The organism is Rhodoferax sp. U11-2br (assembly GCF_018619435.1).
Lineage (GTDB): Bacteria > Pseudomonadota > Gammaproteobacteria > Burkholderiales > Burkholderiaceae_C > Rhodoferax.
In genome coordinates this window covers 83,953-97,043 of record NZ_JAHFZF010000001.1, presented here as the reverse complement: position 1 = coordinate 97,043, position 13,091 = coordinate 83,953, and the positions used below count along the sequence as shown (strand labels likewise).

The 13,091-nt window shown below is 52.3% G+C and carries 13 protein-coding genes; 9 read left to right on the top strand and 4 right to left on the bottom strand.

Annotated elements, in window-relative coordinates:
* Positions 1–11 precede the first annotated feature (11 nt).
* The 9 genes from KKO72_RS00450 to KKO72_RS00410 all read left to right on the top strand — a co-directional run bounded on the left by KKO72_RS00450 (position 12) and on the right by KKO72_RS00410 (position 8,653).
* Positions 12–746, top strand: coding sequence for a YebC/PmpR family DNA-binding transcriptional regulator (locus KKO72_RS00450; RefSeq protein ID WP_078365851.1), 735 nt, complete (start codon positions 12–14; stop codon positions 744–746).
* Positions 743–2,044 carry a phosphoribosylamine--glycine ligase gene (gene purD, locus KKO72_RS00445; RefSeq protein WP_214934254.1) on the top strand — a complete coding sequence of 434 codons (1,302 nt, stop codon included), beginning with the start codon at positions 743–745 and terminating at the stop codon, positions 2,042–2,044. Before KKO72_RS00450 ends, purD begins: the two co-directional genes overlap by 4 nt.
* The gene (gene hemF / locus KKO72_RS00440) at positions 2,041–2,976 is read left to right on the top strand and encodes an oxygen-dependent coproporphyrinogen oxidase (protein WP_214934251.1); all 936 of its coding nucleotides are present in this window, start codon (positions 2,041–2,043) and stop codon (positions 2,974–2,976) included. The genes purD and hemF overlap by 4 nt, the downstream gene beginning before the upstream one ends.
* Entirely contained in the window at positions 2,967–3,590 is a 624-nt protein-coding gene (gene nadD / locus KKO72_RS00435; RefSeq protein ID WP_371736790.1) for a nicotinate-nucleotide adenylyltransferase, read from the top strand. Before hemF ends, nadD begins: the two co-directional genes overlap by 10 nt.
* Positions 3,590–4,486: a ribosome silencing factor gene (gene rsfS, locus KKO72_RS00430; protein ID WP_214934247.1), complete on the top strand. Its 897-nt coding sequence runs from the start codon at positions 3,590–3,592 to the stop codon at positions 4,484–4,486. Before nadD ends, rsfS begins: the two co-directional genes overlap by 1 nt.
* A 2-nt stretch (positions 4,487–4,488) precedes the next feature.
* Positions 4,489–4,956, top strand: coding sequence for a 23S rRNA (pseudouridine(1915)-N(3))-methyltransferase RlmH (gene rlmH / locus KKO72_RS00425; RefSeq protein ID WP_078365847.1), 468 nt, complete (start codon positions 4,489–4,491; stop codon positions 4,954–4,956).
* A gap of 6 nt (positions 4,957–4,962) precedes the next feature.
* Positions 4,963–5,565 carry a nucleoside triphosphate pyrophosphatase gene (locus KKO72_RS00420; protein ID WP_214934244.1) on the top strand — a complete coding sequence of 201 codons (603 nt, stop codon included), beginning with the start codon at positions 4,963–4,965 and terminating at the stop codon, positions 5,563–5,565.
* Between the two features lie 27 nt (positions 5,566–5,592).
* Positions 5,593–7,068: a ribonuclease G gene (gene rng, locus KKO72_RS00415; RefSeq protein WP_078365845.1), complete on the top strand. Its 1,476-nt coding sequence runs from the start codon at positions 5,593–5,595 to the stop codon at positions 7,066–7,068.
* Positions 7,069–7,180: 112 nt separating this feature from the next.
* Positions 7,181–8,653, top strand: a complete 1,473-nt coding sequence (locus KKO72_RS00410) for an O-antigen ligase (protein ID WP_214934241.1) — start codon at positions 7,181–7,183, stop codon at positions 8,651–8,653.
* An 11-nt stretch (positions 8,654–8,664) separates the two neighbouring features.
* Here KKO72_RS00410 and KKO72_RS00405 read toward each other — a convergent pair whose 3' ends face one another.
* The 4 genes from KKO72_RS00405 to KKO72_RS00390 all read right to left on the bottom strand — a co-directional run bounded on the left by KKO72_RS00405 (position 8,665) and on the right by KKO72_RS00390 (position 12,868).
* A complete protein-coding gene (locus KKO72_RS00405; protein WP_214934238.1) occupies positions 8,665–9,426 on the bottom strand; it encodes a hypothetical protein in 762 nt (253 codons plus the stop codon).
* 101 nt (positions 9,427–9,527) lie between these two features.
* Positions 9,528–10,394, bottom strand: coding sequence for a DUF6492 family protein (locus KKO72_RS00400; protein WP_214934235.1), 867 nt, complete (start codon positions 10,392–10,394; stop codon positions 9,528–9,530).
* Between the two features lies 1 nt (position 10,395).
* Complete coding sequence (locus KKO72_RS00395; RefSeq protein WP_214934232.1) at positions 10,396–11,823, bottom strand: hypothetical protein; 1,428 nt, start codon at positions 11,821–11,823, stop codon at positions 10,396–10,398.
* Positions 11,753–12,868, bottom strand: a complete 1,116-nt coding sequence (locus KKO72_RS00390; protein ID WP_214934229.1) for a glycosyltransferase family 9 protein — start codon at positions 12,866–12,868, stop codon at positions 11,753–11,755. The genes KKO72_RS00395 and KKO72_RS00390 overlap by 71 nt, the downstream gene beginning before the upstream one ends.
* Positions 12,869–13,091: the final 223 nt, after the last annotated feature.

The window sequence follows — 13,091 nt, the reverse complement described above, 5'->3', positions numbered from 1 at the left end:
AAGGAATTCCCGTGGCAGGACACAGTAAATGGGCCAATATTCAGCACCGCAAAGGCCGTCAGGACGAGAAGCGCGGCAAGATCTGGACGCGCATCATCCGTGAGATCACCGTGGCTGCGCGCTCCGGTGGCGGTGACTTGTCCGCCAACCCGCGTCTGCGTTTGGCCATTGACCGCGCCAAGGCGGCCAACATGCCGGCCGACCGCATCAAATACAACATCGACAAAGCCACCGGTTCGCTCGACGGCATCAGCTACGAGGAAATCCGTTACGAGGGTTACGGCATTGGTGGCGCGGCGATCATTGTTGACACCATGACCGACAACAAGGTGCGCACCGTGGCCGAGGTGCGGCATGCGTTCTCCAAGTTTGGCGGCAACATGGGCACCGAGGGTTCGGTGGCGTTCCAGTTCAAACACTGTGGCCAGATCATTTTTGCGCCCGGTGTGAGTGAAGACAAGGTGATGGAAGTGGCGCTGGAAGCCGGTGCCGATGATGTGATCACTGACGAGGACGGCGCCATTGAGGTGATCACCCCGGTGGCAGACTTTGAAGCCATCAAGGACGCGCTGGTGGCCGCTGGTCTGACCCCCGCTGATGCCGAGGTGACCATGCGGCCCGAAAACCCGATCGAGGTCACAGGCGACGAGGCAGCGCGCATGCAGAAGCTGCTCGACGCGATTGAAGACCTGGATGATGTACAAGCGGTGTACCACAACGCCCAACTCGACACCCAAGACTTATGAAAATCCTCGTCATTGGCGGCGGTGGCCGCGAACACGCCCTCGCCTGGAAACTGGCCCAGTCGCCCAAAACCCACAAAATCTACGTGGCACCGGGCAATGGCGGCACCGCGCTGGACCCGCAGTTCGAGAATGTGGACATTACCGACATTCAGCAGCTGCGTGAATGGGCGCTGGCCCAGAAGATCGCCCTGACGGTGGTGGGCCCCGAGGGGCCGCTGGCCGCTGGCGTGGTCGACGAGTTCCGCAAACACGGTCTGCGTGTGTTTGGCCCGACCCAGGCCGCAGCCCAGCTGGAAAGCTCCAAGGCGTTTTCCAAAGCTTTCATGAAGCGCCACGCCATTCCCACGGCCGAGTTTGAGACCTTTTCTGACCCGGTGCTGGCCCATGCCTACATCGACAAGATGGGTGCACCTATCGTTGTCAAGGCCGATGGCCTGGCTGCTGGCAAAGGGGTGGTGGTGGCCTCCAACCTGGCCGAGGCGCACGCGGCGGTGGACTTCATGCTGCTGGACAACACCCTGGGGGTGAGCCACAACGCCGGTGGCGCGCGGGTGGTCATCGAGGAGTTTCTGGCCGGAGAAGAGGCCAGCTTCATCGTGATGGTGGACGGCAAAAACGTGTTGCCACTGGCCACCAGCCAGGACCACAAACGCCTGCTCAATGGTGATCTGGGCCCCAACACCGGTGGCATGGGTGCGTATTCCCCCGCACCCATCGTCACGCCCGATGTGCATGCCCGCGCCATGCGCGAGATCATCCTGCCAACCATTCGCGGCATGGAAAAGGATGGCATCCCGTTCTCGGGCTTTTTGTACGCGGGCCTGATGATCGATGCCCAGGGCAAACCCAAAACGCTGGAGTTCAACTGCCGCATGGGTGACCCGGAAACCCAGCCCATCATGATGCGCCTGAAGACCGATCTGGTGGACGTGATGCTGGCCGCCACCGAACCCGGCCCACACGGCAAGCTCGACCAGATCGAGCTGGAGTGGGACCGCCGCACCGCCCTGGGTGTGGTGTTGGCCGCCCACGGCTACCCTATGCAGCCGCGCAAAGGTGATGCCATTACCGGCATTCCCAAAGAAGTGGAGGACGCCTGTGTGTTCCATGCGGGCAGCACCCTGGTGGATGGGCAATTGCAAACCTCTGGCGGACGTGTGCTCTGCGTGACGGTGCTGGCCGACAACGTGCGCCTGGCCCAGCAGCGTGCTTACGAGGTGGCCGCAGGTATTCGCTTTGATGGCATGCAATACCGCACCGACATTGGGTACCGTGCTATCAAAGGTACAGCTGCATGACAGCCGAGGTGAGCCAGCCGGGGGATGTGACAGCGCAGGTCAGCAACTACCTGCGTGGCCTGCAGGCGCGTATCACCAGCGCCATCAGTGAGATCGACGGCAGCGCCTTCCTGACCGATGCCTGGCACAAGGAGCCTGGCGACAAGTTGCAAGGGCAGGGCATCACCCAGATTTTGGAAAACGGCCCGGTGTTCGAACGTGCGGGTTGCGGTTTTTCGCATGTGCGTGGCCCAAGCCTGCCGCCCTCGGCCACGCAGCACCGGCCCGGTCTGGTGGGGGTTCCGTTTGAGGCCATGGGGGTGTCGCTGGTGTTCCACCCGCGCAACCCCTACGTGCCCACGGTGCACATGAACGTGCGCATGATCTCGGCCACCGCCAGCGATGGTTCGGTGGTGTGCTGGTTTGGCGGTGGCATGGACCTGACGCCGTATTACGGTTTTGAGGAAGATGCGGTGTTTTTCCACCAGAGCTGCAAGACGGCTTTGACCCCGTTTGGGGACGACAAATACCCGCGTTTCAAGACCTGGTGCGACGACTACTTCTGCAACAAACACCGGGGTGAGCAGCGTGGTGTGGGCGGCGTGTTTTTTGACGATTTCCAGGAGCTGGGCTTTGAGCGCAGCCTGGCCATGATGCAGTCGGTGGCGGACAGTTTTCTGGGTGCTTACCTGCCGATCGTCTTGCGCCGCAAGGACACGCCCTATGGTGAGCGTGAACGCAACTTCCAGCTCTACCGACGCGGCCGCTATGTGGAGTTCAACCTGGTGTGGGACCGGGGCACCCACTTTGGCCTGCAGTCGGGTGGCCGCACCGAGTCGATTTTGCTCTCGATGCCGCCGCTGGTGAGTTGGTCTTACAACCAGGTACACGCGCCGGGTTCGCCTGAGGCCGCGTTGACAGAGCAGTTTCTGGTACGTCGGGAGTGGCTCTGAGCTCGTCTGGCGTGGCGCCCAAACGCATCGGTATCCTGGGCGGCTCATTTGACCCGCCGCACCTAGCGCATGTGGCGTTGGGGCAGGCCGCCGTGGTCCAGCTGGATCTTGACGGTTTGTGTGTGGTGCCCACCGGCCAGGCCTGGCACAAAGCCCGGGTGCTGACCGACGCCACCCACCGCCTGGCCATGACGCAGCTGGCGTTTGCAGGCATCTCTCAAGCCTGGGTCGATCCGCGTGAAACCCAACGCGCCGGGCCCAGTTATACCATCGACACCCTGCGTGAGTTGTGTGCCGAGTTCAGCCAGGCCGAGTTGTTCCTGATCATCGGCGCCGATCAGGCGCAAGCGCTGACGACTTGGCAGTCGTGGCAGGAGATTTTGCAATCAGCTACAATATGTGTAGCTGATCGCCCAGATCTAACGAGGGTCAGGGCCGTGTTTGATGCAGAAAAGGCGTATCCCGAGCGTTTTTTCCACCTGCAAATGCCATCGATGGCCATCAGCGCAACCGACATCCGCTCTGCCATTTCTACCCACCAAAACGTGACGGCACTGGTGGGCGAGAGCGTTGCGCGTTATATTGCCGACCACCACCTTTACCTATCCTCTTGATGACTACCAAAACCACCACCCCGACCGCTGCCAAACGCGCCGCCAAAACCCCCGCCAAATCGGCTGCCAAGACCACCGCGAAAGCGGCCAGCCAGGCGCTGACGCCGCTGGAAGCCGAAGAGCGCCAACGCGCCGTTACCAAACCAGCGGTCAAACCCGTGGACAAGTCCGAGGCCAAGGCGGATGGCAAAAAGAACGTGCAAAAACTGCAACGTGCGATTGTGGACGGCCTCGAAGACGTCAAGGCGCAGGAGATTGTGGTGTTTGACACCGAAGAGTTGTCCTCGCTGTTTGAGCGGGTGATCATCGCCTCGGGTTCGTCCAACCGGCAAACCAAGGCGCTGGCCATGAGTGTGGTGGATGCGGTGCGTGACGCCGGTTTCACCAAACCGAGGGTTGAGGGTGAAGCCAACGGTGAGTGGATCATTGTGGACTGTGGCCAGGCCGTGGTGCATGTGATGCAGCCCAGCTACCGCACTTATTACAACCTCGAAGAGTTGTGGGGTGAAAAACCGGTGCGCCTGAAGCTCGGTGCCGCCAAGCCGGTGGTGGCCAAGGCCGTCAAGGCGCCCGCCGCACCGACCCAGCCGGCTCGTGCCGCCAAACCCGAGACCAGCTTGCGCCGCTCCAGCGCCGCCAAGAAGGGGGTGGAAGACGCCTTCCCCTCCAAAGCTCAGCTCAGAAAGCAGGAAGAGGTCAAGGCAGCTGCTGCGAAAAAAGTAGCTGCCAAAGCTTCACCCACAAGGGCTAGAGGCGCAAAAGATGCTGAGACTGTGGCCAAACCCCGGATCAAGACCCTGGTGGTGAACGCGCCGAGCAAGCCCGCTGCCAAAAAATCTGCGGCCAAGTCTGCGCCCGCCAAACGGGCCGCCAAACCCGCTTCGCGCAAAGCCTGAGTGTGCGGCTGCTGATAGTTGCGGTAGGTCAGCGTGTGCCCGACTGGGCACAAACCGCCTGGGACGATTACGCCAAACGCTTTCCGTTCGAGATCAAGCTCGAACTCAAGGCGGTCAAAACAGAGCCACGCGCCTCCAAGTCGCTGGAAACCATTTACGCCGCTGAGCGCGCCCGTATTGAGGCCGCGATTCCGAAAGGCTGTCGCATTGTGGCGCTGGACGAACGTGGCACCACGCTGACCACCATGGCGCTGGCCGGCAAGCTCAAAGACTGGCAGCTGTCAGGCGGTGATGTGGCACTGGTGATTGGTGGCCCGGACGGGCTGGACCCGGCGTTCCGGCAGGCGGCGCATGAGCGGATTCGTTTGTCAGACTTGACGCTGCCCCACGCCATGGTGCGGGTGCTGCTGGTGGAGCAGCTCTACCGCGCTTGGTCGATCAACGCCAACCACCCGTACCACAGGGAATAGTCAGACATGAAGCCATTCGTTTACCTGGCCTCCCAAAGCCCGCGGCGCAGGCAGCTGCTGGAGCAGCTTGGCGTGGCCTATGAGTTGCTCTTGCCTGATGCGGATGAAGACGCAGAAGCCCTGGAAGCAGCCCTGCCGCGTGAGGCGCCGCTGGCCTATGTGCAGCGTGTCACCCAGCTCAAGCTCGACGCGGCCTTGGCACGGCTGAAAAAGCGTGGCCTGCCAGCCGCGCCCGTGTTGTGCTCGGACACCACGGTGGCGCTGGGCCGGGTGATTCTGGGCAAGCCGCAAGACGATGCCGACGCGGTGCGTATCTTGCGTGCCCTGTCGGGCAAAACCCACCGTGTGCTCACAGCGGTGGTAATCGGCACCGAGCAACAGCGTGAGCAGGCGGTGTCGATCTCCAAAGTGACTTTTGCCACCATGAGTGATGCGCAGATCCAGGCCTATGTGGACAGTGTAGAACCGATGGGCAAGGCGGGGGCTTATGGGGTGCAGGGCAGGGTGGCGGCACACATTGCCCACATCAGCGGCAGTTACAGCGGCATCATGGGTTTGCCGATGTTTGAGACCAACACCTTGTTGCAAGGTTTCGGACTGGGCCGTTAGGCCGCGAGGCGTTACAGTCTGCCCCCTATGCAAGAAGATATTCTGATCAATTGGGCGCCGCAGGAGACGCGTGTGGCCATTGTCGAGGGCGGTGCGCTGCAGGAGTTGCACGTCGAGCGCTCGCTCGAGCGCGGCCTGGTGAGCAATGTCTACCTGGGCAAGGTGGTGCGAGTGCTGCCAGGCATGCAGTCGGCCTTCATCGACATTGGTCTGGAGCGTGCTGCGTTTTTGCATGTGGCCGATGTCTGGCACCCACCTGCCGAGGGTGAAACCATCTCCAACGCACGTGCGGCAGCTTCGCAGATTCCGATTGAAAAACAGGTGTTTGAGGGCCAGAGCCTGATGGTGCAGGTGATCAAGGACCCGATTGGCACCAAGGGCGCGCGCCTGTCCACCCAGATCAGCATTGCCGGGCGCATGCTGGTGTTTTTGCCGCAGGACGACCACATTGGTGTGTCGCAGAAGATACCGACCGAGCAGCGCGAGAGTTTGCGCCAGCGGGTGCAGTCGCTGGTGGGGGACATGGGCGGCGGCTTCATCCTGCGCACCAACGCCGAGGATGCCAGCGATCAGGAACTGGCTGACGACATCGCCTACCTGCGCAAAGCCTGGAAACGCATCCGTGAGGCCGCCACCAAGCTGCCTGCCAGCTCCTTGTTGCACCAGGATTTGAGCCTGATGCAGCGGGTGCTGCGCGACATGGTGGGTGAACGCACCGTCTCTATCCGGGTGGACTCGCTGGAGCAGTTTGAAGCCTTGAAAGCCTTTGGTGTGGAGTTCATGCCGGCTGCGGCGCAAAAGCTGCAGCACTACAAGGGTGAACGGCCGATTTTTGATTTGCACTCGATTGACGAAGACATCGCCAAGGCGTTGGGTCGGCGGGTGGAGCTGAAGTCGGGCGGTTATCTGATCGTGGACCAGACCGAGGCTCTCACCACGGTGGATGTCAACACCGGCGGTTTTGTCGGCGCCCGCAACTTTGATGACACCATCTTCAGAACCAACCTGGAAGCTGCACAAGCCATTGCCCGGCAACTGCGTCTGCGTAACCTGGGCGGCATCATTGTGGTGGACTTCATCGACATGGAGCGTGAGGAACACCGCCAGGCGGTGTTGACCGAAATGCGCAAGCAGTTGGCGCGTGACCGCGTCAAAACCATGTGTGGCGGCTTTTCGCAGCTGGGTCTGGTGGAGATGACACGCAAGCGCACCCGCGAGTCCCTGGCGCACATGTTGTGTGAACCCTGTCCGTTGTGCCAAGGCAAAGGCATTGTCAAAACGCCGCGCAGTGTGGCCTACGATATTTTTCGCGAGATTTTGCGTGAGGCACGCCAGTTCAACCCCAAGGAGTTCCGGGTGGTGGCCTCCCCCAAGGTCATCGAGCTGTTTCTGGACGAGGAGAGTCAGCATCTGGCGGGCCTGAGCGAGTTCATCGGCAAACCGGTGTCGCTGCAAAGCGAAGGTGCCATGGGCCAGGAGCAGTACGATATTGTGTTGCTGTGAGGCCGGTAAGTCGGTTTCTTGCGTGGTGCTAACGCAGAATCAAAGCCACAGGCTATACCGGGAATAATGACGTGACTATTTTAATAATCTCATATTTGGAATGAGTAATAAGTTGCCTATTTTGTTCAGGGTGTATTATTGGATTTTTTTGGCATATTTTTCAATCCTGCCACTTGCCAACACCACAGGATTAAGAAATATTTTCCTGTTTACCCTTGTTTGTTTATTTTTTTACTTCATTTTTTCCAGAACTTTGCTACTTGGAAAAGATTTAGAGCTACATGAGATTCCTGCATCTCTTATTTTTTGGTGTTGTTTTTTAGTTTTTTTCCCACTATGGGCTGAACAATCAGATCTAGCTTGGAAAAATCTCGGAGGGCAATGGGGGCAGTCTATTTTTGCTTGGTGTGTTGGTATTGGTGCTGCAAAAATTCTCGGCCCACGGGGGCCAAGTCTTTGGGGTTTGGCTATTGCCAGCACTTTACCTATTTTCATTCACCTGTCGCTGACATTACTGGCATGGTCAGGTGCATTAGGCGTCAATATTCCTGACACCATATCCATTGATGAGATATGGAGTTGTCTAATCCAGGCTTTTGATTTCTCTTCGCGTGAAGATCTTGTACCGCATAACTTTCCATGGGGGTTTCGTGGATACGATCCCATGCATGGGAATCTGGGCTATGCAGCTTGTCAGGCCATCGTGTTGTTTGTGGTTTGTTCTGTTGTAGCCTGGCAGAAAGGTCAACAATTTAGGTTTTGGATTGCTGCGATCGGTATCACGCTTTGTTTTTTGAGCGTATTGATTGCCAGTTCAAGGGGAGCTGTATTTTTTGGAGTGATTATGCTGACGGGGGCATTTTTTTCTATATTGCTAAGAAATATAAGGAAACGAACTAAAAATCGAAAATCCTGTTCTGGAAGGTGTGTTTTTAAGGCATTTTTTGGTGTTCTAATTTTGCTAGCTTTTTTTGCAACATTTGCAGCAAAGATTGTGAATAATGATGTAAGGTGGAGGGGGGTGGTTGATAAGATATCTGTAGGATTTGATATCGAAAATCCTATAGATTTTCTATGTAATGGTTTGTCGGTGGTTGATCAAGAAAAAATTATATATAAATACAAAGATAAGTTGCCGTCATACTCCGAGGAGTTGATTTCAAGTTTGAACTCAGATGGAGGGCGAGTTGTTTTGACGCGCGCAGGATTCTCCTTGATAGCTGAGAATTTGCGCGGTATAGATGGTTCAAGATCAACTTATGAGAGGCTTATTGAGAAAAAATGTGGTCATCCGCCGGTGATGCATTTTGCGCACACACATCAAGCTTGGATGGACATTGTTTTGGCACTGGGGTTGGTTGGTGCGATATTGCTTGGATGGGTTTTTATCTCTTTTATGCTTAAAGGCTGGCATGGCATCATGGGGCACTCCTTTGATGCCTGGGCATTTGCATTGTTTTTGATGAGTTTGTTCTGGATTCTCAGAGGATTTATGGATTCCGTTTACCGAGAGCATTATTTGCAAATGCAAGCAGCGGTTATCTCTTATTTGTATTTTAAACAATCCAAATCTAGTAATTCTTAATGACTGATGTGTTATCTTTTAGAGAATAAATGGTAAAAATTCTTATTTCTTCTTGCTAATCTGATTTTTAACTTTTCTTTGATTGTGCGTTTGAATGACGTTTTGTAGCTTACGCCGGTGCCACCACCAACTCCGCAAATAATTGGAGGTTCATTAAGTAGGCATGCTTCTATTTTATTTTTTTGAATAGATTCAAGAAAGCACTCTTCTAAACCATGCCCTATATCTTTTTTGATGTTTAAATGAGAATTTATAAAAAATTCTTCATAAGCACTAATGCTGGCTATATAAAATCGAGTGTCAATGTATTTTAGTTTTATGGGTCTGAATAGGGAAAAGGTATTAACGAAAACGCCTTTGAAAAGAAGATTCCCATTCCATGCAGACAGGCACTTAAGATAGTTTTTCACCCAGAGTTTGGATGTGCATTTTGCGAAGCAACCGGCCTTTGATATAGACTCTGAGCGAGCTAATGCATATTTAACGATTTCTCCTTCGCCAAAACCGCGTCCATATTTGCTTACCATGTCTTTGTTGTTTTCAAAGAAAATGCATTCTGTTTTTGAGTTGGGAAATTTTTTTGTAATAAGTGGGGTGAAATCAAAACCGGAGCCGTCACATAAAATAATTTGTAAGCTGGAGTCAATGGCGAGCCATTCCCTGACCGACTCAAGTGCAAACGCTATTCTTTTTTCGGTATCAGTAAGTTTTACACTTGTATCATGTGCGATGACACTTGAAGTTAATAGTATTGGAATGCTATTTGCTTTCAAAGAAGTATGCCTTAATTTTCTTGTTGTGGATTTTTAATATTTTCTGAAAAATATTACGGAAATTTGATAAATTTCATTTTGAGTAGCTCTAATTTTGTGAATTACTTTTTCATCCAGAGTGACTTCCAAATTCTTTTCTTTTTTTTGATAAGGTCCAATCCAAAATCCCAGTTTGATTGTTTAATTATTCCTAAATAATTTTGAGAAATCACTTCTTCGGTTTCGCCAATCTCTTTGCTTTCGTCATATTGCTGTTTGTAATGAAATACTTTAAAAAGAGGTTCTATTGGCATTAAACGAACTGGAGAGTATTTTAGCAATGCTTCGCCATACAATAGCATTTCGTTGGGATACTCTTGAATAAGATTTGAAAAACTGTAATTCCTTGTTGCTATGTATTTTTCATCTAATGCTTTCCAAACTAAAGATGAGCATATGATGGGTAACGGTCCAAAATCATACACTCGCCCCGATCGATCAAAGCGCTGTTGGCCTTGAATACGATCTTTCATAAAATCATTTCTGATTTTATGCTTGCCATGACGAGCAGCAAAGTTGAGAAGATCTCTTCCTTCATGCATGACGGTATAAGGTGTTTCTTTGTCATACATAAAGTCTTTGTGTGCGAAAGGCTTAATAAAATATGCATCTGAGTCAATCATTACATAATTTTGACAAAGTCCCAAACGCCAGAATTCCGACTTGATGACCTGTTGTAGAAGGTTGCCTGGCATCTCATGCATTAAATCAATGGAGTGCTTTGGATTTGCCTGCAAGATCTCTTCATCTTGAATTAGCGTATAAGTTAATCCGGTAAGTTTATTTCGAAACAGGTCTATATCCGTTGCCGGTACAGATATATAGAACGGGATGTGGTCAGTATTATACTTTTGCACACTTTTGGTTAGTTCTACAACGCGAAGAACATCATTTTTATAAGATTTGCAAAAGAGTACCAAATTCTTCATATCAATGCTGCCCGTGTCGCTTTGAATCTCTTTGTGGAGTCAGATTATCCACCAAGGTCACTATTTTGGACACTGCGTCTTCCACAGTGAATGGAGTCGATTTTGGATTGTCTGGAAGCTCACTGGTTTCCCAATTATTGAGTTTTTCTAATAGTTTGTTTTGTAAATCGACAACATCAAGAGCGTTAACTACAGTGTGCTGTCGCTCATTAAGAATATTTTCTAACTGAGCGTTTCTCCAAATCAAACCAAGTATCGGCCGTTTAGCCCAAAGATATTCAAATAGTTTTGATGGAATGTATTCTTCGCAGAAGGGGTCGCTTCCATGCAACAGCAGAAGCACATCTGAGCGGCGCATTGCTTCCAGTACCTGTTGTCTCCCGCTTTTTCCAGTGGCTAAATCTGTTTCTAAGCGGCCATGCTCTACGACAATGCCGGGTAGAGGAAAACGGGTTAAAGCTTCTCTTGAAACCGAGTCTAGTTTAGAGCTGTATATATCTATCTGGACTTTGTTGCCGTACTGCGGATCTTTTTCCAATACTCCATGCAAAGCTTCAATAAAGACTGCAAGATTTCTCGTCTCAGCCAATGAGCCGCAGTGGGTAAAATGTAGACGCTCTTTCTTTTTGTACACGGCGTCTTGAAAATCAGGAGCTGCCACACCCGGTATGATCATGTGACCCCTTGAGCCAAGGTCAGGATTGCGTTCACTTGCCCTAGCTAGGGCCATCTCGGTAAACCACCACGCAACCGAAGCATGTTTGCAGATTTTTTGTTCAAGATATTTGGCCCAGCCGTAAGCCATCCGTGAGTTTCGCCATTCGCCATGAATCATTGGATCGTGAAGTTCGGCGATCCACGGGATGTGATAACGACGAGCTAGCAGAAAGCCTGCGAGATGGGCAGAATTGGCCCCACCAGTAGAATAAATTATCGTCGGATTATGTTTTCGGATCAGTGCCGCCCCCTTGATATAAGCCATGACGAACCAGGACCACTGACTTTCCAGATGAATGAATGTGCGTTCAAGTAGATAGAAAGGTAGCAGTACCAAAGAAAATAGCCCTCTGACAATCTTGAAGGCGAGTGGGTTGCGGAGATACTTCTTTAAAATATGCCGCATGTCAAACTTCAATCCAGAGGGTGCTATAGCCGATACTTGATGATGTTCGATGAAAATATCTTTTGTTCCAGTTTGGGCGCTAACCACAATCGGGGTAATACCCTGTTGTATCAGGAATGGAATTTTATCGGTTATGGTTTGGCTAGCTGCACGACCGTCCATATTAAAAGCGTGGGAAAGTATCAGCCATTTTCCACGGCTTTTGTTCAGCTGAATAGTTTTTGTCATATCGTTATCATGCATTAAGGTGCGGTGTGTTGGCAGGCGGGCCTGCCAAGCAGACCGCCATTGCCGCCAGAACTTCATCTTCTGTAATCTCTAGCATGCAGGGACTCGCAGTTTGTCCACTGTCGTCGCATCCTGCCTTGCCGCAAGGGACACATTCTCGGTCTTTTTGAACGACAACGATATTTCCTCGTTGTAGCCTGCCTCGCTGCTGTGGACATACCTGATCTGGAGAGCCAGGGTTGTACCAAGGGAACCAACGCGAGATAAATGTCGGGCCGTATAGGGCGACCATGGGTATGCCGACGCTTGCTGCTAAGTGACTGATGGCGGTATCCAGACCGAGATAACATTTGGCGCGCTTGAGCAAGCAGGTCATCTGATTGATGGATAGATCACCCGCAATAAGCGTTGGTTGGTGACGGCACAAAAGCGCAGCATTGGCAAGCCCTGCCTTCTCCTCTGCTGAAGGTGATGATGTCCAAACTGGATGCAGGCCATATCGCTCGACAATTGCATCACTGACTGCTGCAAATCTTTCTGGCCGCCAGTATTTGTAGATCCATCGGGCAAAAGGATGAACCACGAAGTAGGGAGTGTTCACACCACGTTCATTGAGAATGCTGTTGACTCTGGCTTCATCTGCGCTGTCCCAAAAAACATCGACTGTCAGATGCGTATAAGGTATTTGTAGTGCTTTGGCAATAACTCCGCAGTGATGTACGACAGGAATATCTTCCGGAAAGACAAGCGAGTGGGTAAGTAGCAGCCGTTGCCATATGTTTTTTAGTGAGTTGCCTTTGTTGCGAAATCCGATCCGCGTGACTCTTCCTGCTAGCAGTACTGCAATATTTCCTCTGTCAGATGAATTCATGTTGATGGCCAAATCATAGCTTCGGAAAATTTGACCTAGGTACCCATCATTTTTTCTGCTGTTTTCAACGTAGATAACTGTTCGTACACGTTGATCTTTTTCTAGGAATTCACCGGTTCCTCGATTGACTAAAATATCTATAGTGGCTTCAGGGTATGCTTGTCTGAGCAAGGCAATGAGGGGGGTCGTCAATATGACATCACCAATCAGACGAATATTGGCGATGAGTATATTTTTTGGAGAGGATGTCATTATTTTTGCTTTTAGTCGCTAGGATTGAGTATGCTCGGCCTCACAAATATATAAACGTCAACATATTGCTGGTGCAAAAATGGGTTATTGTGTCAATCCTGCTGGCTCGGGGCTCAGTATGCAAATGCCTGCTTTTTGCGGGAAACCGCTGTGTTGATCGCTGCACATGTATTGGGCTTAGGTGTCGTTCAGAAGGCTAGCTTTTGTCACTGTCGTGCAACAG

What these genes read in the sequence shown, in the direction of transcription:
- KKO72_RS00395 (WP_214934232.1), bottom strand. Translation starts at nt 11,823, where the DNA reads ATGAAGTTCTGGCGGCAATGGCGGTCTGCTTGGCAGGCCCGCCTGCCA.
- rng (WP_078365845.1), top strand. Translation starts at nt 5,593, where the DNA reads ATGCAAGAAGATATTCTGATCAATTGGGCGCCGCAGGAGACGCGTGTG.
- KKO72_RS00400 (WP_214934235.1), bottom strand. Translation starts at nt 10,394, where the DNA reads ATGAAGAATTTGGTACTCTTTTGCAAATCTTATAAAAATGATGTTCTT.
- KKO72_RS00420 (WP_214934244.1), top strand. Translation starts at nt 4,963, where the DNA reads ATGAAGCCATTCGTTTACCTGGCCTCCCAAAGCCCGCGGCGCAGGCAG.
- hemF (WP_214934251.1), top strand. Translation starts at nt 2,041, where the DNA reads ATGACAGCCGAGGTGAGCCAGCCGGGGGATGTGACAGCGCAGGTCAGC.
- KKO72_RS00390 (WP_214934229.1), bottom strand. Translation starts at nt 12,868, where the DNA reads ATGACATCCTCTCCAAAAAATATACTCATCGCCAATATTCGTCTGATT.
- purD (WP_214934254.1), top strand. Translation starts at nt 743, where the DNA reads ATGAAAATCCTCGTCATTGGCGGCGGTGGCCGCGAACACGCCCTCGCC.
- rsfS (WP_214934247.1), top strand. Translation starts at nt 3,590, where the DNA reads ATGACTACCAAAACCACCACCCCGACCGCTGCCAAACGCGCCGCCAAA.